15 protein-coding genes are annotated in these 15078 nt (G+C 70.9%); 12 read left to right on the top strand and 3 right to left on the bottom strand.

Going from position 1 to position 15078, the window contains the following annotated elements:
* Window positions 1-57 precede the first annotated feature (57 nt).
* On the bottom strand, window positions 58-1461 hold the full coding sequence (locus tag M8J73_RS07960) for an APC family permease (protein WP_055538037.1): 1404 nt from the start codon (window positions 1459-1461) through the stop codon (window positions 58-60).
* Window positions 1462-1538: 77 nt separating this feature from the next.
* On the opposite strand from M8J73_RS07960, the gene M8J73_RS07955 reads away from it, so the two are divergent.
* From M8J73_RS07955 to M8J73_RS07920, 8 genes are all read left to right on the top strand, one after another.
* A complete protein-coding gene (locus M8J73_RS07955; RefSeq protein WP_240501150.1) occupies window positions 1539-2138 on the top strand; it encodes a TetR/AcrR family transcriptional regulator in 600 nt (199 codons plus the stop codon).
* Window positions 2139-2409: 271 nt separating this feature from the next.
* Window positions 2410-2580, top strand: coding sequence for a hypothetical protein (locus M8J73_RS07950; protein WP_169797828.1), 171 nt, complete (start codon window positions 2410-2412; stop codon window positions 2578-2580).
* 223 nt (window positions 2581-2803) lie between these two features.
* The gene (locus M8J73_RS07945; protein WP_206187803.1) at window positions 2804-3361 is read left to right on the top strand and encodes an MOSC domain-containing protein; all 558 of its coding nucleotides are present in this window, start codon (window positions 2804-2806) and stop codon (window positions 3359-3361) included.
* A 198-nt stretch (window positions 3362-3559) separates the two neighbouring features.
* Window positions 3560-3841, top strand: a complete 282-nt coding sequence (locus tag M8J73_RS07940; protein ID WP_055538036.1) for a hypothetical protein — start codon at window positions 3560-3562, stop codon at window positions 3839-3841.
* 41 nt (window positions 3842-3882) lie between these two features.
* Window positions 3883-4116: a hypothetical protein gene (locus tag M8J73_RS07935; protein ID WP_055538035.1), complete on the top strand. Its 234-nt coding sequence runs from the start codon at window positions 3883-3885 to the stop codon at window positions 4114-4116.
* A gap of 18 nt (window positions 4117-4134) precedes the next feature.
* Window positions 4135-4350 (top strand): hypothetical protein, encoded by a 216-nt coding sequence (locus M8J73_RS07930; RefSeq protein WP_055538034.1) that lies wholly within the window; start codon window positions 4135-4137, stop codon window positions 4348-4350.
* Between the two features lie 386 nt (window positions 4351-4736).
* A complete protein-coding gene (locus tag M8J73_RS07925) occupies window positions 4737-6704 on the top strand; it encodes a sensor histidine kinase (protein WP_169797827.1) in 1968 nt (655 codons plus the stop codon).
* Window positions 6705-7467: 763 nt separating this feature from the next.
* On the top strand, window positions 7468-8904 hold the full coding sequence (locus tag M8J73_RS07920) for an FG-GAP repeat protein (protein ID WP_055538032.1): 1437 nt from the start codon (window positions 7468-7470) through the stop codon (window positions 8902-8904).
* 333 nt (window positions 8905-9237) lie between these two features.
* On the opposite strand, the gene M8J73_RS07915 is transcribed toward M8J73_RS07920, so the two are convergent.
* A complete protein-coding gene (locus tag M8J73_RS07915; protein WP_240501149.1) occupies window positions 9238-10272 on the bottom strand; it encodes a S8 family peptidase in 1035 nt (344 codons plus the stop codon).
* 207 nt (window positions 10273-10479) lie between these two features.
* Between M8J73_RS07915 and M8J73_RS07910 the strand changes: the two genes are divergently transcribed.
* A complete protein-coding gene (locus M8J73_RS07910) occupies window positions 10480-11388 on the top strand; it encodes an NAD-dependent protein deacetylase (protein WP_249828391.1) in 909 nt (302 codons plus the stop codon).
* Window positions 11389-11517: 129 nt separating this feature from the next.
* On the opposite strand, the gene M8J73_RS07905 is transcribed toward M8J73_RS07910, so the two are convergent.
* Window positions 11518-12381: an oxygenase MpaB family protein gene (locus M8J73_RS07905; protein ID WP_055543073.1), complete on the bottom strand. Its 864-nt coding sequence runs from the start codon at window positions 12379-12381 to the stop codon at window positions 11518-11520.
* 158 nt (window positions 12382-12539) lie between these two features.
* On the opposite strand from M8J73_RS07905, the gene M8J73_RS07900 reads away from it, so the two are divergent.
* The 3 genes from M8J73_RS07900 to M8J73_RS07890 are packed head-to-tail and all read left to right on the top strand — an operon-like array spanning window position 12540 to window position 15073.
* Entirely contained in the window at window positions 12540-13385 is an 846-nt protein-coding gene (locus tag M8J73_RS07900; RefSeq protein ID WP_079055282.1) for a UbiA family prenyltransferase, read from the top strand.
* A gap of 3 nt (window positions 13386-13388) precedes the next feature.
* On the top strand, window positions 13389-14558 hold the full coding sequence (locus tag M8J73_RS07895) for a type III polyketide synthase (protein WP_283946406.1): 1170 nt from the start codon (window positions 13389-13391) through the stop codon (window positions 14556-14558).
* The gene (locus M8J73_RS07890) at window positions 14555-15073 is read left to right on the top strand and encodes an isoprenylcysteine carboxyl methyltransferase family protein (protein WP_055543070.1); all 519 of its coding nucleotides are present in this window, start codon (window positions 14555-14557) and stop codon (window positions 15071-15073) included. Before M8J73_RS07895 ends, M8J73_RS07890 begins: the two co-directional genes overlap by 4 nt.
* Window positions 15074-15078 lie beyond the last annotated feature (5 nt).

Below are 15078 nucleotides of genomic sequence, written 5' to 3'. Positions count from 1 at the left end.
GAGATGTGGATGGTGGGACGCCGACGTCGACCCGGACTGGTGCCGCCCCTCGATGGGTCACCGGTCCGCCCTCGCGTCCACCACGAAGCGGGTGCTGCGGCGGCGGCGCAGGTACAGCACCTCGTAGCCGAGCGCGGCGGCGACGATCCCGGCGGTGATGAGCAGGTCCACCGGAGCCGACCGGGAGACGGCGTACGTCAGGGAGATGATCACCACCACTGGAGCCAGCGGCCACAGCGGCATCTTCCAACCGGCATGCGGCGTACGACGGACAGCGAGCGCCCCGAAGGCCAGCAGCAGGTAGACGGCGGCGACGATGACGCCGGTGATCCCCAGCAGGGACTCGATGTCGACGAAGTAGGCGAGCACGGCTCCGGGCAGCGCCACCACAAGCGTCGCCACGACCGGCGTGTGGAAGCGTGGATGCAGGCGGGTGAGCGCGGAGTTGACCGGAGCGGGCCACGCCCGGTCCCGCCCGGACGCATACATCACGCGGCCGTTCTGCAACACCATCACGATTACCGCGTTGAGGATGGCCAGCGCGATGCCGGCGCTCACGGCCGCGGCGACGCCCGGGCCGGCCCATGCCTCGACGAAGTCGGGGAAGCTCAGCACCCCCAGGTCTCTGAGTGAACCGGCGCCCAGGACGACGGCGGCGGTCGGCACGATGATGACCGTCGCAGCGATGAAGATCGAGGCGAAGACGGCGCGTGCCACGTCACGGCGAGGCTCGATCATCTCCTCGGCGAGATACGACGCGGTGCCGAAGCCGTTGACGATGAGCATCGCGACGACGAGCCCGGACATCAGGATGCCGAGCGTGAACGGGGAGAGCGTCCCTTCTGTCAGCGCCTCCGGCTTCACCAGCGTGCTCACCGGACGCTCGGCGTGGGCGAAGCCGAGGAAGGCGACCACTGCGGCGGCGCGGACCTCCAGGGCGAGGAAGCAACTGGTCACGAACGCGTTCGCTCGGACGTCGAGGATGGCCGTGCAGGTGGCCAGAAGCATCACGACGGCACCGGTGGTGGCCCGGTCGAGGTGCGCGATCGAGCCCAGGTAGTCCGCCGTGCCGAGCGCGATGATCGGCGGAATGATCACGAGCAGGGCGGCCGTGAGCGCGAAGGTCAGCCAGCCGAGCGTGCGCCCGATCGTGTGGGTGATCATCGCGTACTCACCGCCCGAACTCGGGGTACGGGTGCCCAGTTCCGCGTAACAGGCGCCGACGGCGATCGAGACCACGACGCCGAGGAGCAACGCGATGACGACGCCCGAACCCTGCGTGGCCAGCAGCTCCGGCACGATGATGAACAGGCTGGAGGCCGGCGTGATGCACGAGACGGTCAGCAGGATCACGGCCGTCACGCCGAGCACGGGCTTCAGCCGCCCCGACGCTCGGACGGAAGCATCGGCGGGAGTGCCCGCAGGAGGCTCGGCGGTCGTCTCGGCGGGGTTCGGTGCCATGATGGACTCCTTGAATTGAAAGCCTTTCAAACTCAGGCCCGCGTAACTGTGCGGCGCGCCGCGGCTAGAGTCAAGAGGTGACCAACCAGAAGTCGAGGCGACACCGCCGGCTCGAACGTCCGCGCGAACGGGTCATGCAGGAGGCATGGACGCTGCTCGTCGAGCGCGGCTTGGCCGATCTGAGCCTCTCCGAGCTGGGGCGTCGCCTGGACACCAGCGCGGGTCACCTCTCCTACTACTTCGGCAGCAAGAGCGGCCTGCTCCTCGAACTGCTCCGCTGGAGCGAGGACGAGCTGGCCGAGCAGCGGGACCTCCTGCTGGAGTCCGGCGGCTCGGCCGAGGAGCGGCTGCACCGTCTGTGCGTGCTCAACTTCCCCCGTGCCGCCGGTGATCCCCGCTGGCTGCTCTGGGCCGAACTCTGGCCGCGGGTGATGCACGAGCCCGCCCTGCGAGAGGCGCAGCTCGAGTTCGACACGGCGTGGCGCGAGGCGATCGCTCAGATCCTCGGCGAGCTGACCGACGACGTCGAAACGCTCACGCAGCGGGTCGTCGCCCTCATGGACGGGCTGAGCGTGGCCCTGCTGACAGGCGACACGACGCTCACCGTCGAGCGGGCTTGGCAGCACGTGAAGGCACTGCTGCCCACCACCGACGGCGACACGCGGCGGAGCGACTAGGAGTGCGTCGTCAGACGCTGGAGCAGGTCTGAACAGCGTCGAGGACTGGACAAGGTTCGTCGTGAACGGTCAGAACAGTTGCGTGACAGCCCAGTTGGGCGTGCGTACGTGTCCGAGCCACGGCTTTCAGGGCCTGCCTGGCGATATCAATGTCAGTGCCCGGCCGTAGGGTGCACCGGGCGTGGCCTGTGATCGGCCGCACCCGCAGTTGTAAGCCACCCCACCGGCCCCGCACCCTCGGCCGGAAGATGAAAGAGAGCACCATCCCGCCGTGTTTCAAGAGACCCCCATCTTCAGCCGCCTCGTCGACGAGCGTGGCGACATCCCCGCCCAGGTGCGCGGCGAAGCCGAACGCATACGCCGTGACCTCGCGCGGGTGATGCCCTGGGCCCCTGTGTCCGACCTGCCCGCCCGCACCATGCCAGACCGTGGCAGGCCCTGATCCTGCCGACGCCCCGGGTCGCGTGGCGGCTCGCTGTCGCCGGACAGCGAGCCGCCCGCCGTCATGTGCGGGAGTTGCCACCGCGCCCCACACAGAACCGGAGGGGTCTGCCGCAAAGAGCACCGATGTGGACGAGCGGGGTCTACTGGGTGACCGGCTGTATGCGGTACGGGACGCTGAGGGAAGGTTCGGTTCGGGAAAGAACACCCGCCGGTTCCGAAGGATGCCCGGCCTGCTGCGGCTGCGCTCCCGCTACCCGTGCGCGGACTGCCTGGGGCAGCCCGAGTTGCTCGACCCGGACGGGGTGCCGGCGGCCGACGCCACCGCCTACCTGCGCCGCTACCTGCGCCGCTACCTGCGGCGCCAGGACGTCGAGGTGGCCCGTGAAGGGTCCGTCTCGCACTTCGACCAGCTTCCGCTGAGTGTGCTGAGCACCGCCACCCTCGACTGGATGCGCACCGCTCTCGCGGGAACCGCGGTCGACGAGCGCCGATTCCGGCCCAACCTCCTCATCCGTACACCACCGGGCACGCCCGCGTTCGTGGAGGACCAGCGGCTCGGCTCCACCGTCCGCATCGGCGGCACGGTGTGCGTCACCTTCGTACGCTCCAGCGAGCGCCGCGTCATGGTCAATGGGTCCCAGCAGGGCCTGCCGCACTCCCCGCTCGTGTTGAGGACGATCGCGCAGGCGCATGACATGCGTCTGGACGCACTGGCCACCGTGACCGCGCCGGGCACCATCGACGTCGGGGACCCCGTCGCCGTGCTCCGGCAGTGGTGACCATTCCGGCGTCGTCGCACCGCGCCCCGGCCGAGGAAGGGTGAAGTATCCCGGCCCGTCCGGGACTTGAGCCCGGCGCCTGCGGGACCGGGGCCTCATGACGCTCGCCTGCCCTGCACGGGACAGTCAGTGGGCGGCCACGGGGTGAGCGCGTGGTCGTCGCAGAGACTCCAGGACAACGCAGAAGGAGAAGGTCTCATGGCAGTGGCCAATGCGGTGGAACTGTCCGGGTACATCACGGCGATGGCGGCATCGGCTCGGGCCGCCCAGGCGGTGCTGTCGGCGGGCACCGACCCGATGACGGTGCGGGAGTTCAAGTTCAAGGTGAACATCAGCGCCGACTTCAACATCAACAGCCAGACGGATGTCGGGCTGAACATCTGGGTGCTGACGATCAAGGAGAAGCTGACCGTCGACTACAAGAGCCACTGGGGCCTGGAGGTCGACTGCACCATCGTCCCGACCTTCGCAACGGTGTGACGGGGCCGGCTGTGGCTTCGGAGTTCCTTCCGCTCGATCAAGTGATCGAGATCGTGCACCGTGCGGTGCTGTCGGCCGGCGGTCGTCTCGATCAACGGCCGGGCAGTACCCCATTCGTGCTCGGGGAGTGCAGTGCCGCGCTGTCCCTGGAACTGCGAACCGACGGGCGGCGGGCCGAGGCGCGCTTCCCCTCCATCGAGGAGAAGGTTCCACCCGAGTACGTGTCCCAGATCCGGCTCACCTTCCGGGCCGGGGTTCGCCTCGAAGACGGCTGACGGAAGCAGAAGGCAGGCATGACAGTGCAGATACTCCTGGTGGGACTGCGAGGGCCAGGCGGATTCCTGCGAGCCGACAGCGCTCCCCTGAGTGAGAGCGACGCTCAGCAGCAGCTGGCGGCTGTGGCGGAGGCCAAGAAGGCCGGCCCCGACACGTTGTTGCAACTTCCGTGGCTGGTCGTCGCGTCCGGCGATGTCGTCTTCGGCCGCCTGATCCCGATGGCCGTCCCGTGACGACAGAAGCAGTACAGGGTGCCCGGCCGTCGAGGCCGGGCACCTTCCCTCTTCGCTCGCTCCGGCGTCGTGCGAGGGGCGAGCTGGACGCGAGGGCGGTGTCGCCGGTGGTGCGGCCGCCCATCGTGGCCGGCACTCATGTGTCGCCGACCTCGGTCTGTGCCCCGTTCCCGTGCTACCGGAACCGATGGAGAACGCGGCTGTCCGGATCACGGACGAGGCCAACACGGTGGTGCACCGAGGCGTCCTCGCCGCGCGGCGGGGACGCCTCGGTGCACGAGTTGACTGTCACGAGGTGCCTATCCCGGATCAACCGGGCGAACATCCCGGAATAGTCATCACACAACATGTATCGGGCGAGCCGCTCGCCCCAGCACACTGGGGAGATGGTCGCGCGAACGGTTGCCTGGGCAGTGGTGCTGTGCAGCACCGTGGCGCTGGGGTGCTCCGTCTGGATCGAGACGCTTCCTCGCTCGGAGCGTTTGGAGGACTTCACCAACTTCGTGTGGATCGTCGGTACGGTCGGGGTGGAGTGGGTCATCGCCGGCGCGGCCCTGATCCATCTACGGCCCCACAATGTCCTGGGATGGCTGTTCCTCGGAGCCGGGGCCCTGAACGTCTTGCAGGTCATCCTGGCCGCGTACGGAGGCTACGGCGTCATGGCGGCGCAGCCGGCGTGGCCGGGAGCGGCGTGGGCCGCCGCGGCCAGTACCGGATTGTGGATTCCCTCCGCCCTGCTCACTCCCACGATCGTGGTCGCCCTCTATCCGAACGGTCGCTTACCGAGCCGATGGTGGCGATGGCCTGTCATCGGGGCGGCGGTGGCGGTCTCACTGCCGGTGCTGGTGATGCCGTTCGACCCGACGGCCTACGAAGACATCGCTCCCGGGCATGCTCCTCCGGCCGTCCTGCCGTCATGGGTTCCGACGCTCATGCTCTGGGGTGGCTTCGTTCCGCTGCTCGGGGCGTCGATCGTCGCCATCTGGGCGGGCACCATCGTCCGGCTGGCGCGCTCCGAGCCCCCCGAGCGTCAACAACTGGCGTGGTTCGTCTGCGCCGCGGGTCCACTCCTCACCTTCACCTACGTCGATGTGCTGCCTCAGCAGGTGGTGGCTCTGTGCGCGGCACTCATCCCCGTGGTGGTGGCGGTCGGGGTGTTGCGCTACCGCATGCTGGGGATCGAGATCGTGCTGCGGCGCGGGCTCGTCTACGGCGCGCTGACCGCCGCGGTGATCGCGCTCTACCTGGGCGTCACGGTCCTCGTCGGATCGGCCCTGGACGAACGTCCGTTGCCCGGGGTGCTGGCGGCGGCGCTGGTGGCGGTGTCCCTCACACCGGCCCGGGACCGGTTGCAGCGGCTGGCGGACCGCCTCGTGTACGGGGCGCGCAGGGATCCGCTGCGCGCCATCGCCCAGTTGGGCGACCAGGTCGCCGTTGCCGGGGAGCCCGACCTGCTGCCGACCGCGCTCCAGGCCGTCAGCGCCGCCGTGCGGGCACCCGCGGCCTCGGTGACCGGGCCGGATGGGCGTTGTATCGGCTGCACGGGGGAACTGCCGACATCCGGTCCGACCTTCCCGTTGCAGGTCGGAGGGCGCTTCGTGGGCGAGCTGCAGGTCGCCGACCGGGCGCCCGCCGACGCCTACGGCGAGACCGAGACGCGGCTGCTCGGCGCGCTGGCACCGCAGGTGGCCGTTCTGGTCCGCGCACTGGAACTCACCGAGGCCCTGGAGACCGAGCGGAACCGGGTCATCGGCGCCACCCGCGCCGAACGCGACCGGATCCGGCACGACCTGCACGACGGCCTCGGCCCGTCCCTGTCCGGAATGGGGCTGGGCCTCCAGGCCGCCGTCGACACCCTGCGCGTCGGCGACCAGGCGACCTGCGCCACGCTGCTCACCCGCATCGGCGACGAGGTCGTCATCGCGGTCCAGGAGATCCGCAGGATCATCGACGGACTCCGTCCGATCGCGCTCGACGCCATGAGCCTGTCCGAAGCCATCCGCCGCCACGCCGAAGCCGTCTCCGGCAGCCTGGCGGTCGAGGTGACCGTCGGTGAACCGGCCGAGTTGCACCCCGAGGTCGAGACCGCGGCCTACCGGATCGTGACGGAGGCGATCACCAACACCGTGCGCCACGCGGCGGCCAGGCACTGCCACGTCGTGCTCTCCGCCCGCGACGGCGTACTGCACATCACCGTCACCGACGACGGGACGGGCATGCCGGCGGGCACTACGGTCGGCATCGGCCTGTCCTCGATGCGCCGTCGAGCCGAGGCACTCACCGGCACACTCACCATCGAGTCCACGGCGAGCGGCACCGTCCTCACGGCCACGCTTCCGCTCAAGGCCCCGTGACCGGCCCGCCGCGGTCGAGTGGCATCGCCGACGACTACCAAGGGTGGGAGGAGGTGCGGCGCTTCCACCAGGGATCTGTGGGTGATGAGAACGGATCTGGAAGGGTCCGCGCCACGAAGCGGTCGTCCAGGGGTGCGACCGCGCCGAGAAGTTCACGGCGTGCCTCGCGGTTCATGGCTGAGGCCGCGCCGTGCAGCAGAGTTCGCGCGTGCCTGTCTCTCCAGACGGTGGTTCCGCACCGTGGTCGGGGCCGTGGTCCGGCCACGGGTGGAGTGCGAGAGCCCATGCCCGGAAGGCGTGTGCGACGTGACCGGAAGGCAACCGGTACCGAACTTCGAACTGTGCGATCTGCCTGTTCGTCGCAGCGGACAGACCAGGGATGACCTGTCGACTTCCGGCGCTCCTGCGGCGCGGTCGTTCCGCTCTGGTCTCGCCCGGTGACCGGCGAGGCATGGGCACTTCCAGCTGGGAAGACGAGTGACCTTGTGACTGTGACGGTAGGTCGCGTCAATTCTGAGGTCAAGCCGTCAACTGGTCGCTTGATCTCCGGGGAAGGCGGGGGTCGGTGAGGCTCGGGTGCCTCGCGTATCAGCGGGCTCGGGCCATGGGTGTGCCGAGGTACTTCGGCGAGGGCGTCCTCGATGCCGTACGTCGACGTCGTGTCCACCGGACGGCAACTCTCACACAACCGTTCGTACACCTCGTGAGTCACATCCCCGTAAGCCTTCGCTCTCATTCTCTGCTCTGACTAGGGGAGTTCACCGTGCGCGCACGCACCTTGGCCGCCACCGCCGCCGTAGCGGCACTCACCGCCACCGGCCTGACCCTGCCGCTCGCCGGGAGCGCTGCCGCTGCGACGGCTCCGCGGTTCGACTTCAACGGCGACGGATACGCGGACATCGCGGTCGGCATGCCCGACGCGACGGTGGACGGCAAGGCCAAGGCCGGCTACGTCAGCGTGATCTTCGGCGGCCCGCAGAGCCCGAGCCAGTCCACCGGCGTCATCAGCCAGGCGGATGCCGGCGTACCCGGCACGCCCGAGGCGGGCGACCGCTTCGGCTCCTCCCTGGCCCCTGTCGACGTGAACGGCGACGGCGTCTTCGAGCTTGTCGTCGGCGCGAGCGGGGAGTCGCTGACCTCGGACCAGCTCAAGGACGAGGGCACCATCACCGTGCTGGACGGCTCGGGGTGGAACGTCAAGGGCACCACCGTGGCCAGGGGCACGTCCGAGTACAGCAGCATCGGCAGCACCATCGCCACGGGTGACTACGACGGCGACGGCGACACCGACCTCGCCTACGGCGAGAACGGCGAGGAGCACGGCGCGCTCCGGTTCCGTCCGGGCCCGCTCACCGCCGATCCGGTGACCCCCACCACCTTGCGCAGGTACAGCATGGGCGGCCGCACGAGCGCCCTTGCCACCGGCGACTTCGACGGTGACGGCCGGGACGACCTCGCCACCACCTGGCGGGCACTGGAGGACTCCGGGACCTTCATCACGCGGTGGGACGACCAGGCCGCACCCGCCCAGTGGTGGAGCGACGCCGACCGCGGCAGTGCCCTCGCTGCCGCCGACTTCGACCAGGACGGCACCGACGACCTCGCCGTCGGGCTCGTACAGCCCAACCCGGAGACGGAGACGACGCATTGCGAGGACCGGCTCGGCGGTGCGGTGCTCCTCCTCAAGGGCTCGAAGACCGCGAAGTTCGGCACCGAGCACGACTGCATCACCCAGTCGAGCCCGGACGTCGGCGGTGCCGCCGAGCAGGGCGACGACTTCGGCGCCGCGCTGTCCGCCGGTGACCTGAACGGCGACAGCCGTCCCGAACTGGTGGTCGGTGTGCCCGGTGAGGACGTGGGCACCGTGAAGGACGCGGGCGGGTACGTCGTCATGAACGGTACGGAGAAGGGCCTCTACGGTGGTCTGGCCCGCAGCCAGAGCACCCCGAACATGCCGGGCACGGCCGAGGCGGGCGACCGCTTCGGCGCCCAGGTGGCCGTCGGCGACTACAACCGCGACGGCCTGTGGGACACCGCGGTGAGCGCTCCCGGGGAGAACGCCGGGGACCCCAGGTCGGGTGGAGTCTGGTTCGTGCCGACCAGCGCCGAAGAGACGTACCCGCAGGGCAAGTCGCTCACCCCGTTCGGCTTCGCGCTGCCCAACGGTGCCATCAAGTACGGCGAAGTGCTGGGCTTCTAAGGATCGGCGACCCGGCGCGCGCGGCTACGTCGGCGACGGCCGCCGCCGTGATTGCTGCACCGCGCCGCTGACCTGATGTGTTGATGGCTCCGCTTGATGACCCCATCGGCTTGATGGACCGCATGGAGGCGCGGAGAACCCCCTGATCTCCACCGCGCAGCATTGGTGCCCCGGGCTCCTCACTCTCGCGATGCTGCCGGTCGGGCCCCACATGTGACGGGCTCGCCGGACGGTGCCGTCAGCGGCTGAGGTGCGGCCGCTGACCGGTACCGCCGGAGCAAGGTGATTGGGGCGACCGGGCCGGGACAACAGGGTCCGGGCGACCGCGGTGGGTCAGATGCCGCCGGTGTTGAGGAGTCGGTTGGGGGTGTCGGCCCGGACACCCCGTACGACGCCTCGGGTGGCCGTACGGTCGAGCCAGACGTGCACCTCGTCGGCCGTGGCTCGGGGGTGCGCCGACAGGTACAGCGCGATCACGCCGGTCGCGTGCGGCGCGGCCCAGGACGTCGCGCCGAATTCCTCGGTGACCGTACCGCCGCCGGCGAGGGCGGCGGTGACCTTCTGGCCGGGGGCGTACAGGTCCACGCACCGCCCGTAGCCCGATCCGTGGGAGGCGGTGTCGTTCCAGACCCGGTCCTTCGAGGTGGAGGCCGCGACGACGATCGTGCCGCGGACGCCGGCCGGGGAGTGCTTGCAGGCGTCGTCGCGGAAGTTGCCGGCCGACACCACCGTCGGGATCCCCGCGTCGACCATCTTCTTCACCGCGGCGTCCAGGGCCGCCGACCTGCGGTCGAGGTTCAGCGACATGTTCACCACCGCGGGCTTCTGCGCGTGGGCGGTGACCCACTTGACCGACTTCACCAGGGCGGCCTCGGCCGCCGCCCGGGATCCGCCGCCGCCGCTCTCGCAGAGGATGCCCTGGACGCGTACGAGTTCCGCCTTGGGCGCCACGCCGTACTTCGCCCCGCCGATGACGCCCGCGACGAAGGTGCCGTGGCCGACGCCCTCTTCGCTGAAGCAGTCACCGGAGTCCTTCGGGCCGACGAAGTCGGCGCCGCGGTGAGCGCGTCCGCCGAACTCCTTGTGGGCGATGTCCATCCCCGTGTCGATCACATAGACGTGAACGCCCTTGCCCGTGGCGTTGGTGGTGAACTTGCCGTTCAGGGGTCGCGCGCGCTGGTCCAGGATGTCCAGGTTCCACGGCACCTTCCGGGTGAGGGGTGACGCCGCCGTCTGCGCGAGCCCGGACGACTTTCCCTCGATGTCGAGCGAGGTCGAGGCCGAGGCCGCGCCGGACGTCCCGCGGTCCCCCTCGGCCGCCGCACCGGCTTCACCACCGCAGGCCGAGGCCCCGAGCATCGTCAGCATGGCCATCACCACAAGCCCGGCCTTTGTCACGTTCCGCGCCACAACGTCCCCCATGGTCCTCTTCGCGCACAGTCAGCGCACTAGACGACGAGGGAGGGGCGGACGGTTCCGGCCGGGTGTGCGGACAGATCAGGCACGCGACGAGGCGTTCGCCGGGGGATTCAACGGGGAGACATTGGCCGGGGCATGTTTCGTACCCTGGGCGGCATGCGCACGCGCCCCACCTTGAGCTGGTCTCCCACCGAGGACCTTCCGCCGGGCACCACGGATCTCGGACCCGTCGCCGACGCCCTGCGTTCCGGTGGTGTGCTGGTGCTCAGCGGGGCGGGCATCTCCACGGAGTCGGGCATCCCCGACTACCGCGGCGAGGGCGGCAGCCTGAGCCGGCACACCCCGATGACGTACCAGGACTTCACGGCGAGCGCCCGGGCGCGGCGCAGGTACTGGGCGCGCAGCCACCTCGGCTGGCGCACCTTCGGCCGTGCTCGCCCCAACGCCGGGCACCGCGCCGTGGCCGCGTTCGAGCGGCGCGGGCTGCTCTCGGGTGTGATCACCCAGAACGTCGACGGTCTGCACCAGGCCGCCGGCAGTGAGGGTGTCGTGGAACTGCACGGAAGCCTCGACCGGGTCGTCTGCCTCTCCTGCGGCGCGTTCAGCCCGCGCCGTGAACTCGCCCGGCGGCTGGAGCAGGCCAACGAGGGCTTCGCGCCGGTGGCCGCCGGGATCAACCCGGACGGCGACGCCGATCTCACCGACGAGCAGGTCGGGGACTTCCGTGTCGTGCCGTGCGCCGTCTGCGGCGGCATCCTCAAGCCGGACGTGGTGTTCTTCGGGGAGACCGTTCCGCCGCAGCGGGTCGAGCACTGCCGCTCCCTGGTCCGCCGGGCGGCGTCCGTGCTGGTCCTGGGCTCCTCGCTGACCGTGATGTCCGGGCTCCGGTTCGTCCGCCAGGCGGCCGAGACCGGGACGCCCGTGCTGATCGTCAACCGGGACGCCACTCGGGGTGACCGGCACGCCGTCACCCGGGTCGCCCTCCCGCTGGGAGCGGCCCTCACCACGGTGGCCGGCCGCCTGGGCGTGCCCGTCGACGACGGGGTGGCCTCCGGGGCGGGGTAGCGCTCAGGCCAGGCCTTGCGGGCGAAGGCGGGACTGCCGTCGCCACGCGGGGCGTGCGCACGCGGGGCGGTGCGGGTGCGGGGCGCCGGGCAGTCCGCCTGCCTGAGGGCGCGGCCCGGACGCCACGGGTTATGCCGGGGGCCGCATGCTCCATCTGATCGCCCTCGTCAGGGCGTGGCCCGTGAGCGGTATCGCGACGCCCTCCAGACCGGGGAGGTGAGGGAGGCCCAGCAGGGTGCGGGCCCACTCCGGGAGGGAGGTCACCGCGTTGGCGGCGAGCAGGGCGTAGGCGGGGCGGGCGGCGATCGGCAGAGGTGGGTGTATGAGCAGGAAGCGTGCGGCTGCCCTGCTCTCCGGTGTGGCACGGAGTTCCGGACGGTACGCGGCGAGGCGCGCGTCGAGTTCCGCGCGGGAGCGGGGTGGGTCCGCTACCCCGAGGGCCGTCGCCACCTTCGCCGTGTCGGCCACGTAGCCGTCGTAGTCGGCGGCGGAGAGGGTCCGCGCCCCGAAGCGTTCGTGGGCGCGCAGGAAGCTGTCCGTCTCGGTGAGGTGCACCCATGCGAGCAGATGGGGGTCGGCGGCCCGGTAGTACTCGCCCTCCGTCGTCGTCCCCCTGACCCGCTCGTGGATCGCGCGGACCCGTTCGACTGCGCTGCGGGCGTCGTCGGCGGTTCCGAAGGTCGTCACGGCCAGGAACGTACTGGTGCGTTGCAGTCGTCCCCAGGGGTCGCCGCGATACCCGGAGTGGGCAGCCACGGCGGCCATGGCCAGGGGGTGCAGGGACTGCAGCAACAGGGCCCGCAGTCCGCCGATGAACATGGAGGCGTCGCCGTGCACGACGCGGATGGGCCGGTCCGGGCCGAACCAGCGCGGGCCCGGTGTGTTGTGGATACGGGCACGGTTCGCGGGACCGTCCGGCCCCGCGACGCGCCGGAAGAGTGCTTTGCCGATCCTGTCCCGCACGCCCGAGACCGTGAGGACGTCCCTGTCCATGGTCCTATTCTGCGTCGTCGTCGGCGAGGAAACAGGTGGCGGTGTTACTGGGGGCGTCCGCCGAATGCCGGACCGCCTCGTGTGAGTGGGCCGGTGGCGTGGCAGCGATCCTGTATGTCCCTGGTGATCACGCCTGCCGGACCGGTCGAGGTGCTGCGATGCCCGTGACCGCCCGTACGGTTCCGGCCCGCCCCGGATCGCCCTCCATGCCCGCGCTGTTCGTCGCCGCCCACGGCGGGCCCGCGCTCGCGGTCACCGCTGTCACGGCCCTGCTCGCGCTGCGTGCCGAGCTGCGCCCGTTCGACGTCGTCGCCGTCACTTCGGCGGTGTTCACCGGTCAGCTCACGATCGGCTGGGGCAACGATCTGCTGGACCTCCGTCGTGATCGCGCCGTCGGCCGCGCCGACAAGCCGCTGACCACCGGGGCCCTGCCGGTCGGCCGGGCGGTGACGGCGCTGGTCGTGGCGGCATGCGCCTGCCTGGTGCTGTCCGTGCTCGCCGACTGGCGGGGCTCGCTGCTCAACGCCACCCTCGCCACCGGCGCGGGCCACGCCTACAACCTGGGGCTCAAGGCGACCGTGTGGTCCTGGGCGCCGTACGCCTGCGCGTTCGGGACGCTGCCCTCCGTCGTCACTCTCGCCGACCCCGCCCGGGGCTGGGCCCCGCTGTGGATGACCGGCGCGAGCGCCACACTCGGGGTGGGGGCGCACCTGCTGAACGCGCTGCCCGACCTCGTCGACGACGAACGGACCGGTGTCCGCGGCCTCCCGCACCGGATCGGGGAACGCCGCTCCCGCGTTCTCGCCGCCGGGCTGCTGTCCGCCGCCTCCCTGCTCGCCGTGCTCGGCCCCCCGGGGGCACCGCCGGCCTGGGCGTGGGCGGTCCTCGCCCTGGTGACGGTCCTGGCGCTGCTCACGCTGGTCGCCCCGGCCCGTACTCCGTTCCGCGTCGCGGTGGCCATCGCCCTCCTCGACGTCTTCCTGCTCCTGGCGGCCGGCCGATGACACCTGGCAGCCATCCATGACGTCTCAGGAACTCAGAAGACCCACCGGAGCCACAGGACCCACAGGAACAACGGAGACCTCATGAGCACGCGCATCGTCAGCGTTCGCGGCGTCCTGCCGGAGCATCGTCATCGGCAGGAGGACATCACCGAGTTAATCACCACCACCATGATGGTCGACGAGCCGACCCGACACGGCGTCGTCGAACGGATGCACCGCAATGTGTGCGTCGAGACCCGGCACACCGTGCTCCCGCTGGAGGAGTACGCCCGGCTTCAGGACTTCGGCCAGTCGAACGACGTCTTCATCCGGGCCGGCGTCGAACTCGGCGCTCGGGCGGTCGTGGACGCGCTCAAGGGCGTGGGCCTCACGCCGGCCGACGTCGACTACATCGTGTCGTGCACGGTGACCGGCCTCGCCGTCCCCTCGTTGGAGGCGCGTGTCGCGGCGGAGATCGGGCTGCGTCCCGATGTGGTGCGCCTGCCGCTCGTCGGCCTGGGCTGCGTGGCGGGAGCGGCCGGTGTCGCCCGTCTGCACGACCTGTTGCGCGGTCGCCCGGACGGGGTCGCGGTGCTGATGTCGGTCGAGCTGTGCTCGCTCACGCTTCAGCGCACCGACACCTCGGCCGCCAACATCGTGGCCGGCGGGCTGTTCGGGGACGGCGCCGCGGCCGTGGTCGCCGTCGGGGCCGAGCACCCGCTCGCGCAGTCCGACGACCCGGTACGTCCGGAGGTCCTCGCATCGCGCAGCCGTCTCTATCCCGATTCGGAGCGCATGATGGGCTGGGACGTGGGTGCCGGGGGGCTGAAGATCGTGCTCGATCCCTCCGTCCCCGACCTGGTCCGTCATCACGTGGGAGAAGACGTCCGCGGCTTCCTCGCCGACCACGGCCTGACCCGCGACGACCTCGGCTGGTACGTGGCGCACCCCGGCGGGCCCAAGGTGCTGGAAGCGCTGCAGGACGCCCTCGGGGTCGAGCGGGACGCGCTGCGCATGACCTGGGACTCGTTGCGCCGGATCGGCAACCTGTCCTCGTCCTCCGTGTTGCACGTCCTGGCGGACACGCTGGCCGAGCGTCCGCCCCCGCCGGGCTCCCACGGGCTCATGCTCGCCATGGGGCCGGGCTTCTGCTCCGAGTTCGTACTCCTGCGTGCTCCGGGTGGTGCGCCGTGAGCAGCGAGGTCCTGTTCACCGTCCTGGTCCTGGCGGTCGGCCTGGAGCGGGTGGCCGAGCTGGTCGTGTCCCGGCGCAACGCCGCCCTGAGCTTCGCGCGGGGCGGCGTCGAGGCCGGGCGGGGGCACTACCCCTTCATGGTGGTCCTGCACACGGGTCTACTCGTCGGCGCGCTCGTGGAGGTGTGGCTGCGCCGGCCGGACACCGCGGCGGTCCTCGCCTGGTCCATGCTCGCCGTCGTCGCGGCCTCGCAGGCGTTGCGCTGGTGGTGCATCGCAACCCTGGGGCGGCAGTGGAACACCCGGGTGATCGTCGTGCCGGGCGCCGCGCGGGTGGCGGACGGCCCCTACCGCTGGATCCCGCATCCCAACTACGTCGCCGTCGTCGCGGAGGGGCTCGCGCTCCCCCTGGTGCACTCGGCGTGGGTCACGGCGGTCGCCTTCACCACGCTGAACGGGCTCCTGCTCGCCACCCGCATCCGCACCGAGGACGCCGCCCTGGCCCAACTGACCTGAGGGAG

The sequence above is a fragment of the Streptomyces neyagawaensis genome, from assembly GCF_023516595.1.
Classification (GTDB): Bacteria; Actinomycetota; Actinomycetes; order Streptomycetales; family Streptomycetaceae; genus Streptomyces; species Streptomyces neyagawaensis.
This window is presented reverse-complemented; position numbering and strand designations above follow the sequence as displayed.